At 27.8% G+C, this 13,199-nt stretch carries 12 protein-coding genes, 2 tRNA genes and 1 pseudogene; 10 read left to right on the top strand and 5 right to left on the bottom strand.

What is annotated here, in order from left to right:
- Positions 1-4: 4 nt before the first annotated feature.
- Positions 5-829, bottom strand: a complete 825-nt coding sequence (locus tag BM020_RS06950) for an undecaprenyl-diphosphate phosphatase (RefSeq protein ID WP_074798681.1) — start codon at positions 827-829, stop codon at positions 5-7.
- Between the two features lie 125 nt (positions 830-954).
- Positions 955-1,878 (bottom strand): branched-chain amino acid transaminase, encoded by a 924-nt coding sequence (locus BM020_RS06945; protein WP_074798679.1) that lies wholly within the window; start codon positions 1,876-1,878, stop codon positions 955-957.
- Between the two features lie 346 nt (positions 1,879-2,224).
- Between BM020_RS06945 and BM020_RS06940 the strand changes: the two genes are divergently transcribed.
- Together BM020_RS06940 and BM020_RS06935 are read left to right on the top strand one after the other, a co-directional pair.
- Positions 2,225-2,296 (top strand) — tRNA-Val (locus BM020_RS06940).
- A gap of 75 nt (positions 2,297-2,371) precedes the next feature.
- Positions 2,372-2,443: transfer RNA gene (locus BM020_RS06935), tRNA-Val, on the top strand.
- A 358-nt stretch (positions 2,444-2,801) separates the two neighbouring features.
- Here the strand turns inward: BM020_RS06935 and BM020_RS09990 are convergent.
- The gene (locus BM020_RS09990; RefSeq protein WP_067148568.1) at positions 2,802-3,920 is read right to left on the bottom strand and encodes a restriction endonuclease; all 1,119 of its coding nucleotides are present in this window, start codon (positions 3,918-3,920) and stop codon (positions 2,802-2,804) included.
- Positions 3,921-4,245: 325 nt separating this feature from the next.
- Between BM020_RS09990 and BM020_RS06925 the strand changes: the two genes are divergently transcribed.
- The 4 genes from BM020_RS06925 to BM020_RS06915 all read left to right on the top strand — a co-directional run bounded on the left by BM020_RS06925 (position 4,246) and on the right by BM020_RS06915 (position 6,570).
- Positions 4,246-4,944 (top strand): thymidylate synthase family protein, encoded by a 699-nt coding sequence (locus BM020_RS06925; protein ID WP_067148571.1) that lies wholly within the window; start codon positions 4,246-4,248, stop codon positions 4,942-4,944.
- Between the two features lie 184 nt (positions 4,945-5,128).
- Entirely contained in the window at positions 5,129-5,908 is a 780-nt protein-coding gene (surE, locus tag BM020_RS06920; RefSeq protein ID WP_067148573.1) for a 5'/3'-nucleotidase SurE, read from the top strand.
- A gap of 173 nt (positions 5,909-6,081) precedes the next feature.
- Positions 6,082-6,228: a hypothetical protein gene (locus BM020_RS09745; protein ID WP_200781255.1), complete on the top strand. Its 147-nt coding sequence runs from the start codon at positions 6,082-6,084 to the stop codon at positions 6,226-6,228.
- 144 nt (positions 6,229-6,372) lie between these two features.
- Complete coding sequence (locus tag BM020_RS06915; RefSeq protein ID WP_067148576.1) at positions 6,373-6,570, top strand: LSM domain-containing protein; 198 nt, start codon at positions 6,373-6,375, stop codon at positions 6,568-6,570.
- A 178-nt stretch (positions 6,571-6,748) separates the two neighbouring features.
- Here BM020_RS06915 and cobT read toward each other — a convergent pair whose 3' ends face one another.
- Positions 6,749-7,813 carry a nicotinate mononucleotide-dependent phosphoribosyltransferase CobT gene (cobT, locus tag BM020_RS06910; RefSeq protein ID WP_067148579.1) on the bottom strand — a complete coding sequence of 355 codons (1,065 nt, stop codon included), beginning with the start codon at positions 7,811-7,813 and terminating at the stop codon, positions 6,749-6,751.
- A gap of 223 nt (positions 7,814-8,036) precedes the next feature.
- On the opposite strand from cobT, the gene BM020_RS06905 reads away from it, so the two are divergent.
- The 4 genes from BM020_RS06905 (at position 8,037) to BM020_RS06890 (ending at position 12,703) form a co-directional block, all read left to right on the top strand.
- Entirely contained in the window at positions 8,037-9,677 is a 1,641-nt protein-coding gene (locus BM020_RS06905) for a bifunctional N(6)-L-threonylcarbamoyladenine synthase/serine/threonine protein kinase (protein ID WP_067148581.1), read from the top strand.
- A 307-nt stretch (positions 9,678-9,984) separates the two neighbouring features.
- Complete coding sequence (locus BM020_RS06900; protein WP_067148585.1) at positions 9,985-10,542, top strand: XTP/dITP diphosphatase; 558 nt, start codon at positions 9,985-9,987, stop codon at positions 10,540-10,542.
- A gap of 408 nt (positions 10,543-10,950) precedes the next feature.
- Positions 10,951-11,349, top strand: a complete 399-nt coding sequence (locus tag BM020_RS06895) for a 30S ribosomal protein S15 (protein ID WP_067148588.1) — start codon at positions 10,951-10,953, stop codon at positions 11,347-11,349.
- A gap of 52 nt (positions 11,350-11,401) precedes the next feature.
- A complete protein-coding gene (locus BM020_RS06890) occupies positions 11,402-12,703 on the top strand; it encodes a RecJ family nuclease (protein WP_067149204.1) in 1,302 nt (433 codons plus the stop codon).
- Positions 12,704-12,865: 162 nt separating this feature from the next.
- On the opposite strand, the pseudogene BM020_RS06885 reads toward BM020_RS06890, so the two are convergent.
- Positions 12,866-13,199 (bottom strand): annotated as a pseudogene (locus BM020_RS06885) (ISNCY-like element ISM1 family transposase); the annotation flags it as partial.

Here is a 13,199-nt window from a genome sequence, read left to right as displayed (position 1 = left end):
TTAGTTAAATTATTAAACTACCAACTAAGACAATTATCCCTACTATCCAACAGTAGTAAGCAAAAATGTCTAAACTTCTTTCTCTAACGATTTTAAGTAAGAAACTAATTGCAAAGTATCCAGAGATAACTGCAACAATAAATCCTGCAATACATGCACTTAATTCAATATTCGCTCCACCTAAATCTTTTAGTTTAACTAATGCAGCACCTAAAATAGCCGGAATTGATAAAATGAAACTGAATTTAGCAGCAAATTCTTTATCTAATCCTGCAAATAATCCTGCAGCTATTGTAGTACCTGAACGAGAAAGACCTGGTAGAACTGCTAATGCTTGTCCACATCCCATGAATAATGCTTCTTTTATGGTTAAATTTGTAACATCTATTTTTCCACTGTTCATTCTTTGGGAGGCATATAAAAGACAACCAGTTATCAATAATAATAATGCAGGGATAGTTAATCCAGTAAATATTTCTTCAATGATATCATTAAATAATATTCCAACGATTCCTACTGGGATAGTAGCTAATATTGTTAGCCATGCTAATTTTTTATAAGGATTTTTTTTGAGTTCTGGGATAAATCTTCCATTCTTTAAATCAATAAGACTTAAAATAAATCCTTTAATCATTTCTACAATATCGTGGAAGAAGTAGATTATAACTGCTACAAGAGTTCCTACATGTAATAATACATAAAAAGCAAGTCCCACATCAGATACACCTAATGCTTGCTGAGCAAAGATTAAGTGAGCAGAACTACTCACTGGTAGAAATTCAGTTAATCCTTGGACAAGTCCAATGATAATTGCTTGTAAAATCTCCATTATTTCACCTTTTTTAAGTCAATATAAAAAAATAACTTATCTCATTGAAATAAGTTAGCTAGAATTGTTTTTCTACTAAATTTAGTACTTAGTACTATTTATAAGAAAAAATTAGTGTTTCTAGTTTATTCAAGATAGGTTAACCAATTGTGAATATCTTCGGTTTTACCATTTACTACATCGAAGTATTTTTCTTGTAATTCTTTGGTTAGAGGACCTCTACTTCCAATACCGATTTGTCTGTTGTCTATTGCACGAATTGGAGTAACTTCTGCTGCACTTCCAGTAAAGAATACTTCATCAGCTAAATATAGTCTTTCTCTTGAAATTACTTCTTCAGATACTTTATAACCTAAATCTTTTGCAATGGTTATAATACTGTCTCTAGTAATTCCTTGAAGAATAGAAGAACCTAAATCAGGGGTAACGATTTTGCCATTTTCTACGATGAAAATGTTTTCTCCACTACCTTCTGCAACATGTCCTTGGTAATCTAACATAATTGCTTCATCATATCCATGTTCTCTAGCTTCTAAGTTAGCAAGTTGAGAGTTCATATAGTTTGCTCCAGCTTTTGCAAGAACTGGTAATGTGTCTGGTGCCGGTTTTCTCCAAGTAGAGATACCAATATTTGCACCTTGTTTCATTTCTTCTTCTCCAATGTATGCTCCCCATTCCCACACAGCAATAGTGATGTTAACAGGACAATTTAAGGGGTTTACACCTAATTCACCAAAACCTCTGTAAGTTATTGGGCGGATATAACAACTTTTTAAGTTATTTACTTTAATAGTTTCTATGATTGCATCAAAGATTTCTTCTTGAGTAAATGGAATATCCATCTTGTAAATTTTAGCAGATTCAAATAACCTTTTTACATGTTCTTTTAAACGGAATACAGCAGGTCCATTTTCAGTTTCATAACATCTTATACCTTCAAATACTGCAGATCCGTAGTGAACTACGTGAGAGAGAATACTAATTTTAGCATCTTTCAGTGCTAGAAATTCTCCATCCATCCAAACTTTCATATTTTCATCAAATGCCATATCTTCACCTTTTTTATAAGAAGTAATTTTATTAATGTCATTGTAGTTAATTAATCAGGGTTTTTTATTTTAATTTCCTCTAGAAATCTAGTTTTTAATATATTTATGATTGATTATTTTTAAGTTCCTTTTTTCTAGAAATCTAGTTTTTAAAATAAGTCCTTTATTAATTATTTATTTTTTATATTTTAAATATATTACTTTCTTTTAAAGATTTTAATTTAATATTTTTGTATTTCATTAATTAATTGCTTATTTTTTTATAAAATCTCAAAACAATGATAATTTAAAATTTTTTTAATCGAAAGTTTTAAATAATATGTAAACAATATCTATTGTGTAGTATGGTTCCGTGGTCTAGGGGTATGATATCTCGCTTACAACGAGAGGATCGTGAGTTCGAATCTCGCCGGAACCATTATAACTATTTTATTTTTTGAATTAATTTTTGTTTTTTTAATAAATATTAATTCTTTTTTTAATTCATTTAATTGGTTCCGTGGTCTAGGGGTATGATATCTCGCTTACAACGAGAGGATCGTGAGTTCGAATCTCGCCGGAACCACTTCTAAACTTTTAAAAAAGTTTGACTGAATTTTTTAAACTTTTTTAATTCTTATTTTTTCTAGTTTTTATTATTTTAAATTTATTTCTAGTTTTTTATCAATATTTATTTTTTTAAAACTTATTTAGCTATTAATATCAGATTCTTGAGTAATTGTTCGTAAAAAATAGAATGATATATTTTTCTAGATTTTAAAAAATATTTTTTTTTTTAAAATGAAAAAGAAAAAAGAAGATGGCTTTAAAGATTTAAAATTAGGCTTAGTTGAGCACTTTCTCAGTTCAACGCTTTAAAGAGAATTTTAGTCAAGGCTTTTAGCCGAAGGCTAAAAAGCTTGGAAGATGGCTAAAAAAGGGGGCTAAAAAGCAACAGTCAATATTATAATAATTACTAATGAAATAAAGAATACAATTGTTCCTTTTACTAAAACATCTGCTTCTCTATCTGCGTATAATACTATACCATAGGATAATACTAATGCTATTATAAGTTCGCTGATTCCTAAAAATCCTGTAGGTACTCTTGCTATTTTTCCAAGGATAAATCCAATTAAATATGAAATAATAACAACAATAGCAACAGATGCTATAGGATTACTTAATATAGGTTTAATAATATCTCCAATAGGTTTCCTTGGTTTTTGAGGACTTTGTCTACTAAACTTAGTTAATGCATTATCAGAATGAGAGATAAACTTTTGTCTATTATCAGAATCACCTCTTCTTTGACTAAGAGGATTATTTAATCTACTGCTTGAAAGAAAAGATCTTCTTCTTTTCGGAGCTTCTTTTTGATGATTTGATAATAAAGAACTATTTATGCCGGAATTGTTATCTATAGAGGTTTTATTTAAAAATTCAGCACGATATAAATCATCATCGTACTCATCGTAATGACTTAACTCTAATCCACCAACTTCATTCTCATAATATTCCATGTCTTCAGCATATTCTTCATAATCTTCATAAGTTCCTTGAAACCTATTATCATATTCATAACTTCTATCATAATTTGACCTATTGTCAATATAATCTCTGTTAACATCTTTATAGAATGAATCACTATCAATATCAGTGAGTCTATCTGCTTCACGTTTTAATCTTTGTTTTGTTTCTTTCTTTTTATTTGAATATTTTTTAGCTAAAGTAACAAGGTTGTTTCTATCTATTAATTTGACTTTTCTCTCTTGAGCATATCTTTTTGCTTGAGAAGAAAAACCAGAACTAGTTACAACAGCAACTTTAGATGCTTTAAGTTTTTTACCAATAACTTCCATTTCTTTTAAAACATCAATTCCAACTTCCCAGTCCTTGTCATAGTTTTTACATGCAACGACTAAACCGAAATCCCCCATTGATGTTTGTAAGATTGCATATATGTCTACAACTTGTTGTGATGTTTTAAAATTTTTATAAACTTTAAAGCCAGAATCTTCAAGAACTTTAGCTATAAAATTCACTAATTGTGGCTTTTCCACATTTTCACCTAATCCTAATTTTAATATAATATATTTATATTTTCTCAATATATAATTTTTATTAATTTTTCATAGCTTTTCAGTTTTTCATAATTTTTTATACTTTTTATTATTTTATTAAATTTTTATTAATTTATTAAATTTTTATTAATTTATTAAATTTTTATTATTTTTCTTAACTTTTCAATTTTTTTTAAAATTAATTAAAAATATTTATAATAATGAAATTATATAATAATATTAGTTATATAATTTACAATGAAACAGAATTTTTTTTTTAAAAATTTAGATTGTTTTCAATTATAATTTTAAGGAATAGTTTATTATGTTATCTATTGGTCAATGTTACTTAGATTTTGTTAATAAAATCTTAAAAGAAGGAAAAGAAACATATAAAGACAGTGATCATCATTTAAAAGAAAGTCTTGGTAATTATTATTATATTGATGATCCATTAGATTTAAAATTCAGAGCAAAATATCAACATATGACTTCTGAATTGATGTTAAAAGAAGTTAAAAGTGGAAGATTTGACATTGATTCATGTCCGATTAAGGGAGATGCTTTATATGAATATGTAAAATCTTTTGAAATAAGAGATGATCAAGGTTTTGTTTATACTTATCCTAATCGTATCTTAGAGCATTTTGGTATAGATCAATTTGAAACTATGAAAGAAAGGATTTTAACTTCTACTGGAAGTAATCGTGCAGTAGCTGTTACTATTGACCCTGTATTAGATGGTGAAAGAGAAGATATTCCATGTTTACAGGTATTACAGATTATTGTAAGAGATGGAGAATTAACTATTCATTGTTTCTTCCGTTCTAATGATATATTTGGGGCATTTTATTCTAATATGTTTTTCATAACATATATTGGTATTAAAATGAAAGATGAAGTAAATAAAGAAATAATGGGGGATAAATTAAACTTTGGTGGAGTTCATTATTATTCTAGTTCTGGCCATATTTATAATAATGATATGAGAGCAGCTAGAAAATTGATTTCTGCTAATAAATAATTTTAAACTAATTGATTTATATTAAATTTATTTTAATTTAAAATTAAACACTTTCTTTTTTGTTATTTTATTTAGTTTATATATATTTTATTTGGTTTATATGGATTTTATTGATTTAATATAGATTTTTTAATTTTTTATTTAATTTATTTGCTATCTAATTTTTATTATTTTGATGGTTCCTATGAAAATTTTATTATCTAATGATGATGGTGTTAATGCATCAGGTATTTTAGCAGCTAAACAAGTTGCTAAAGAGTTTGGAGAAACTTGTGTAGTAGCACCATCTAAACAACAAAGTGGAATTGGTCATGCATTAACTCTCTTTGAGTCACTTAGAGTTAAAGAAGTAAATTTAAGAGATGGGGATATAGGATATGGAGTTTCCGGAACTCCTACTGATGCAGTTACCATTGGTATCTATGAAATTATGAATGAAAAACCAGATTTAGTAATTTCTGGAATAAATACAGGTAGAAACACTGGAAAAGGGGAACTTTCAACATCTGGTACTTTAGGTGCTGCAACAGAAGCAGCTTCTTTAGGAATCCCAACCATTGCAGTTAGCCAACATACTCCAGATGATGATATTAAGTTTGATGAAGGACATATTAAAATTGATTTTTCATCAAGTCAAAAAATTTTAAGAGATCTTATTCAAAAAGTTATTGACAATGGCTTTCCAAAGGGAATTGATCTATTAAATTTAAATGTTCCAGCAAATCCAGATTCTTATGATCCTATTATCTGTCCTTTAGCAGATAGAATGTATGAACCTACTGTGGAAAAACGTATAGATCCTAGAGGAAGGCCTTACTATTGGATTAATGGTATTTTATATAAAGATAATCCTAAATATTCAGATGATTATATTATTATGGAAGAGAATTTACCTACTTTAACTCCTTTAATATTAGACATGACTCATAATTTAGATGTTTTGAAAGAATGGTATGGAAAATAAGCATTGATTTTAGTATATATTTTATTTTAGGAGAATTTTTATTTTATAATACAGAAACAATATATAATATAAAATACATAATAAAATACATAATAACATAATAAAATACGACATTGGATATCTATTAAAATAACTAAAAATTTAAATTTCTATAAGGTTTAAGGAGAAAAAGCATGTCAGTAAACCAACTTGAAACTACATTACAAGCAATTACACACACTTTAGCAAAATTAGAAAAAGATGGTTGTAATGATGAAAAACTTTTAAATGAACTTAGAAAAGAAAGAGATAAACTTTTAAATGAATTAAATTTAAATTAATTTAGTCATTTTTGATTTTCTAATTTGACTTTATATTATAACTTTATTAAATAAGTTTATAATAGATTAAATATAAATAATATTTTATAAATATTATTAAAATTATTAAATTTAATTTTTTTTATAATTTAATGAGGCTAAATAATGAATGACAATTTCCAAGTAAATAAACAGTTTGCTAGATTTAAAGGCAAAGATGTTCTCATTGGTTTAAAAAACTGGGAAGAAGTAGAAGGAAAAATTATTGCCATTGATAACTTTTTAAATTTGGTATTAGATAATGATGAAGGTTTAAAAGTTATTAAAGGTGGAAAAATAGCATTTATTTCTATTAAAGAATAACCACCAAGCTCTTTTTGCCCTTAGGCTAAAACCTTGACTGAAATTCTTTCCTAACTATTTTTGTATAATTTTCATCTTTTTTTAATCGATTTTAGGCACTTTTTTTAATTTAATACATTGTTTCACTTGCTACGAATTATTTTTTATTTTAAAAAAAGATAGCTAAATTAAAAATAATTTAACTACAAGCATTTTCAATAGATTCGCGAATATCATCAATTTTATTTCCCAGCATAAGTGCTAAAAACATAGCACCTCCAGCACCTGCTCCTTCTTTAATATATCCTTCTGTATAATTTTTAAGTCCTTCTACACGAGATATTTCAAAGTTAGGATTCACTGCATTTACAGAGATATCTCCTATTTGTTCTGTTATATCAAGGATATCTGCAGTTTCATCTTTTACTACAAATGATGTAGTTGCAAGACAAGTGTTTGAAAAGTCAAAATCAGGGTCTAATGCTTTTGCAATTGCATATACTGCTGTAAGTTGAGTTCCCCCTGCTAAAACAACTGGTACTTTAGAGCCCATAAGAACTCCTGCAATAGCTGGAAGCATAGGATCTCCAACAGCTCTAATTACATCGAAGGGATCATTGCCTTTATATTCTTTTAAACCAGCATTAGCTAATCCTTCTTCAACAATTGCATTTTTCATTTCATGAGGATTAGTATTCATACATCCACTGACCTTTCCTTTAGCATCATAACCAAGTCCAACTAAAACACCAAGTGCAGTAGTTGTACCAGCAGGTAGGCTTTCTCCAATTACAATATAATCATAATTTTCAGATAAAATTAAAGCCAAATCAAAACCTTTTTTAAAGAGTTCTTCTGGTTCTTCTACAGCCTTTCCAGTACGAATGTCTTTGCCATGTTTTCCATCACTTATATCAAAAACATCAGAATTTGCTTTGATTTCACTTCCAGCATCTAATACCATAACTGGACAGTCACAAAGTGTAAGAGAACCCTTTGTAATCATTGATGGAGTAGGGGTAACAACTTCTCCAATAATTGTTTGTGGAATGTCTTTCATACATTTAACCTCTCCATCTAAAATAAGTTCTGCATCTCCAGCTGGAGTGTATTTAGTAAGTTTTGGACTAGCTCCAGCACCAGTAAGTCCTGGAATTTTAGAAGTTTCAGTTGTAGCTATTGTACATATAAAAATAGGATTTTTTAAGTTTTGCAATTCTTTTACTAATTTCTCTGAGCCATAAGTTTTTAATCCTTCTATCATTCTATCATCTTAAATAAATTATAAATATTTTAATTTTCTTTATTATTTTTTAAATTCATTAAATTAATTAACTCATTTCTATAAATATATTATAGATAAAAATTATATAAATCTATGTTAATATAAATTCAGTTTAATAAAATTTTTTTAAAACTTATTTTTAAAATTATTATGTGGATTTTATTTCAAAAATTTAAAAAAACTTTTAAATGGTGTATTTAAATTGATATCTTTAGGAATTGAAGGAACTGCAGAAAAAACAGGAGTTGGAATTGTAGACAGTGATGGTAATATATTGGCTATGGCTGGAAAACAATTATATCCAGAAAAGGGAGGTATACATCCGAGAGAAGCAGCTGAACATCATGCTAAATGGATTCCTCAACTTATTTCACAAGCTATGGAAGAAGCAGGGCTAAATTATAAAGATATTGGTTTTATCTCATTTTCACAAGGTCCCGGACTTGGCCCTGCACTTAGAACTGTAGCTACTTCTGCAAGAACACTTGCATTAAGTTTAAATATTCCTATAGTTGGTGTAAATCACTGTATTGCTCATGTAGAAATAGGAAAATTAGATACAGCTGCTAAAAATCCAGTAACTCTTTATGTAAGTGGTGGAAATAGTCAAGTAATTGCTTATGAATCTGGTAGATATAGAATCTTTGGTGAAACTTTAGATATAGCTATTGGCAATTGTCTTGATCATTTTGGCCGTGAAACTGGACTTGGACATCCTGGTGGTCCTGTTGTTGAAAAATTAGCTAAAAAAGGCTCTTATATAGATTTGCCTTATGTAGTAAAAGGTATGGATTTTTCATTTTCAGGGCTTTTAAGTGCAGCACTTAGGGCATATAAAAATGGTGAAAAAATAGAAGATATTTCTTATTCTCTTCAAGAAACTGCCTTTGCAATGCTTGTAGAAGTTACAGAAAGAGCACTTGCTCATACGGAAAAGGATGAAGTATTACTTTGCGGTGGTGTTTCAGCAAATAATAGACTTAGAGAAATGATGCAAGTCATGGCAGAAGAACATTATGCTAAGTTTTATATGCCTGATATGAAATATTCTGGGGATAATGGTGCTATGATTGCATGGTTAGGTCAATTAATGTATAAAGCTTATGGACCTCTTGCTATAGAAAACACTGAGATTATTCAAAGATTTAGAACTGATGAAGTAGATGCTCCATGGGTTTACAATAGAAAAGATAAATTAAATTTACCTAAAGAACTTTCTGCAAAAGGGGCAGAATCAGATATTTATGAAGCTAAATGGCTTGGAAAGGACGCAATTGTTAAAAATAGAGTTTCTAAATCCTATAGGATTGAAGAGATAGATAATAAGATTAGAAAGTTTAGAACTAAAAGTGAGGCAAAAATATTATCTGATGTTAAAAAAACAGGAGTTAGAACTCCTATTTTATATGATGTTGACCTAAAAGACAAATCTATTGTTATGGAAAAAATAAATGGTCCTTTAGTTAAGGATATTATGTCAAATATTGAGGATGATAAAAGAAAAGAATTAGCTATTGCTATTGGTGAAAACATTAGATTATTCCATGATGAGGATATTATACATGGTGATTTAACTGGTTCTAATATGATTTTAGTAGATAATAAAATAGAGGATATTTCTAATAATTTAGCTATTTTTGATTTTGGCCTTGGTAAGTACTCTGATTTATTGGAAGATAAAGCAGCAGATCTTTTGGTTTTAAAGAAATCATTCCAAAGTATTGATTATGATATAGCTAGTGAAATATTTAATTTGATTTTAGAAGCTTATGATTTGGATAATTCTAATAAAGTTCTAAATAAAATTGCTGAGATTGAAAGTAGAGGAAGGTACACCCACTAATTTATGCTTGTCTCTTAATTTGTCTTATACAAAATTTCTATTTCTATTTTTTTAAAATTTTTTGGGATTGTAAAATTTTTTGGAAATTTTAAATTTATTTTTTAATTATATTATTTATAAATAGATGATAAATCTTAAATTTATTTTTTAATTATTTTATTTATAAATAGATGATAAATCTTAAATTTATTTTTTAATTATTTTATTTATAGATAGATGATAAATTTTTATTTTTAATCCTAAACTTTTTTATAATCTCAAATTTTTTAGATAAATATATTAAATAATTTTTCATATAATTAAAACTATGATAACATTTATAACTGGGAACAAACATAAAGTAATAGAAGCAGAGAATATTTTCAAACTTTTTGGTGTTGAACTTGAGCATATTAATTTAGGTTACATGGAACCTCAAGGAACTCTTGAGGATGTAGCAAAATTTGGTGCAAAATATGCTTGCCAAGAGTTAAATAAATCTGTGATTGTTGAAGATGCTGGTTTATTCATAAGAGCTTTAAATGGCTTTCCAGGAACTTATTCATCATATGTACAAGATTCACTTGGAAACCAAAATATATTAAAACTTATGGATGGAGTTGACGATAGATACGCTGAATTCAGGTCAGTTATTGGGTATTGTGCTCCCAATTCTGAGCCCAAGGTCTTTTTAGGGCGCATCAAAGGTCAAATAGCTTTTGAAGAAAGAGGTAGTTTTGGTTTTGCATACGACCCACTATTTTTAGTAGAGGAAGAAGATAAAACCTTTGGAGAACTTACAACTAAAGACAAAAACCAGTTTTCACATAGAAGAAATTCTTTAGAAAAATTTATCAATTGGTATACAAATCAAAGGGATGAATAATAAATTTTTTTAAATATTTTTCTAATTAACAATAAGTATTTTAGACAATTTTATCTATGATTTCGTCTATTTTATTAATGATGGATTAAATTATATGATTAAAAAATTGAATTCTATTAATAATTTAAAGTTTTATAATTAAATTAATCTTTTTATTAAATTTAGTTATCTAGTCTTTTTATTAAATTTAGTATATTGGATTTAAATTAATTAAATTCTTTATTATTGTAGCTTAATTGTTTAAATTTAAAACTTATTATCTTTAATTTAGTTTAATATCAATTATTTTTAAAGATTTTTTTCATTTTTTGAATTTAAAATAGTTTATCTTGATTAAAATTCATTGATGAATTATTTTACAAAGGACCTTACTATAAATAATCAAAAAACTTATTGGAGAGGATATTTATGGCAAGACCAGAATGGATTGCATATACTAATGAAGAAATCGAAGAATTTATTGTAAAATTCAAAAGAGAAGGTAAAACTGCAAGTCAAATCGGAGTAATTTTAAGAGATCAATATGGTATTCCTAGTGTTAAAGAAGTAACTGGTGAAAAGATTACCCAAATCTTAAAAAGAAACGATCAAGCAGAAGACTACCCTGAAGATTTAATGAATTTAATCAGAAGAGCAGTAAATATCAGAGATCATTTAGAAGAAAACCCAAAAGACCTTCATGGTAAAAGAGGATTAACTATCATTGAATCTAGAATTCGTAGATTAGGTAGATACTATGCAGCAAATGGCCAATTACCAGAAGGATGGAGATACGATCCAACAAAAGCAGCACTCCTTGTCAAATAGAGATAGTGAAAAACATCACGCTCTTTTAAATAGGGCTAGTGAAGCTTGTGATATGCTTAAAAAGCATATTGAAAATGATAACATTATTAGATTAATTTCTCATAATGATGCTGACGGAATATCCGCAGCTGGTGTTATAGCTAATGCTATAAAAGAAGAAGGGGGACAATTCCATATAACTATTGTTCCTCGTTTAAAACCAGATGTAATTAGGGATGTTGCAAAGGAAAAATATGAATTATACGTTTTTTCAGATATGGGCAGTGCTTGTATTAAACAACTTAATTCCCTAAAATCTGATGTTATTGTTGCAGACCACCATCAGCCAAGTACTCATAAACCTAAAGATAATCTTGTTCATGTAAACCCTCATTTATTTGGTGTTGACGGAAGTCGTGAAATAAGTGGTGCAGGTTCTAGCTATTTGGTTGTTAGAGATATGGGTAAGAAACATTTAGCATATATGGCACTTATCGGTGCTTTTGGTGATATGCAATGTCAGAATAGATTTACTGGTGTAAACCAATTAATATTAAAAGATGGTCAAGAAGCAGGTAATTTAGAAATCCATGAAGATTTAAAGATAGTCTCTAAAACACAAGAACCTTTATTTAAATCAATTGCTTATACTTTAAACCCCCCACTTCCAGGTTTAACTGGTAGCTTGGAGAACTCCCAAGGACTCCTTGAAAAAATGGGTGTTTCTTATGGTATTAATTTCATTGAATTAGAAGATGAGGAAAAGGATGTTGTTAAAGATGAACTTGTAAAAATAAATCCTCAAATATTTGGGGATGTTTATAGTGTTCCTCGTGAGCATCCTGTTTTACGTAATTTAGAAGAGTATTCTGCAATCTTAGATGCTTGTGGTAAAAACAAGGAATATGGATTAGCACTTAGCATTATTCTTGGTGAGCGAGAAGAGCCTTTAGATAAAGCTCTCAAATTTCAAAAATCTTATAGGGATAATCTCACTAAAGGGTTTGATTGGATTAACCGTGAAGGTGCCCAACAAATGAATTATATTCAATATATTTACAGTGAAGATAAAGTCCTTAAAAGTATCATTGGAACAATTGCTGGTGTAGGAATGTCTGCTAAAATATTAGATGATAATAAGCCTATTTTAGGCCTATCTAGACTTCATAAAGATATTAAAGTTTCTGGTAGAGCTACACGACCAATGGTTACATGTGGAGTTAATTTAGGTAAAGCTTTAGCTGATGCTTCAGTTAACTTCGGTGGACAAGGTGGTGGACATGACATAGCAGCAGGCGCTATTATACCATATGAAGCTAAGAATCAATTCTTACATTTAGTTGATCAGATTATCGAGTCTCAATTAAATAGTTAAGATTTTTCTTAGCTATTTTCTTTTTTTAAATTTATTTTAAAACTCTGACTAAGTCTTTTTAATTTATTAATTTCTTTTTTTTAATTATTTTTCACTATTAATTTTTCTATTGTTATTAAATATTTTTTTTTAAAAAAAATGAGGTTGTAAAATTTTATAGGCTTATTTTATTTTTATGTGATTTTTTGTCCAGTTTTTCATTTGGTAGTCTAAAAATGTTAGAATTCCATTTTTAGTTTTGTAAGTTTTCTTAATTTTTTCTGGATTTGTTTGTCTGTAGTAATTTTCTACTTTATTTGATGTTTTTTCAATATTTTCATCATCTAAGTATTCTATGTATCTTTTGAAGTGATTTAAGACATGTTTGTTTACAAATTGCATTAAAACTTCTGGAATCGAATCATTAATTTTCTATAATAATTTTTAAATTTTTCAATCGCTTTTTTTGAAGAATTTTGTTTAAAACAATTTTTTAATTCCTTTGCATTTTCGTATA

The organism is Methanobrevibacter olleyae, assembly GCF_900114585.1.
In the GTDB taxonomy this organism is placed as follows: Archaea; Methanobacteriota; Methanobacteria; order Methanobacteriales; family Methanobacteriaceae; genus Methanobrevibacter; species Methanobrevibacter olleyae.
Note: the sequence above shows the minus strand (reverse complement) of the source record. Positions and strands in the feature narration are given on the sequence as shown.

What these genes read in the sequence shown, in the direction of transcription:
- BM020_RS06950 (WP_074798681.1), bottom strand. Translation starts at nt 829, where the DNA reads ATGGAGATTTTACAAGCAATTATCATTGGACTTGTCCAAGGATTAACT.
- BM020_RS06945 (WP_074798679.1), bottom strand. Translation starts at nt 1,878, where the DNA reads ATGGCATTTGATGAAAATATGAAAGTTTGGATGGATGGAGAATTTCTA.
- BM020_RS06925 (WP_067148571.1), top strand. Translation starts at nt 4,246, where the DNA reads ATGTTATCTATTGGTCAATGTTACTTAGATTTTGTTAATAAAATCTTA.
- surE (WP_067148573.1), top strand. Translation starts at nt 5,129, where the DNA reads ATGAAAATTTTATTATCTAATGATGATGGTGTTAATGCATCAGGTATT.
- BM020_RS09745 (WP_200781255.1), top strand. Translation starts at nt 6,082, where the DNA reads ATGTCAGTAAACCAACTTGAAACTACATTACAAGCAATTACACACACT.
- BM020_RS06915 (WP_067148576.1), top strand. Translation starts at nt 6,373, where the DNA reads ATGAATGACAATTTCCAAGTAAATAAACAGTTTGCTAGATTTAAAGGC.
- cobT (WP_067148579.1), bottom strand. Translation starts at nt 7,813, where the DNA reads ATGATAGAAGGATTAAAAACTTATGGCTCAGAGAAATTAGTAAAAGAA.
- BM020_RS06900 (WP_067148585.1), top strand. Translation starts at nt 9,985, where the DNA reads ATGATAACATTTATAACTGGGAACAAACATAAAGTAATAGAAGCAGAG.
- BM020_RS06895 (WP_067148588.1), top strand. Translation starts at nt 10,951, where the DNA reads ATGGCAAGACCAGAATGGATTGCATATACTAATGAAGAAATCGAAGAA.
- BM020_RS06890 (WP_067149204.1), top strand. Translation starts at nt 11,402, where the DNA reads ATGCTTAAAAAGCATATTGAAAATGATAACATTATTAGATTAATTTCT.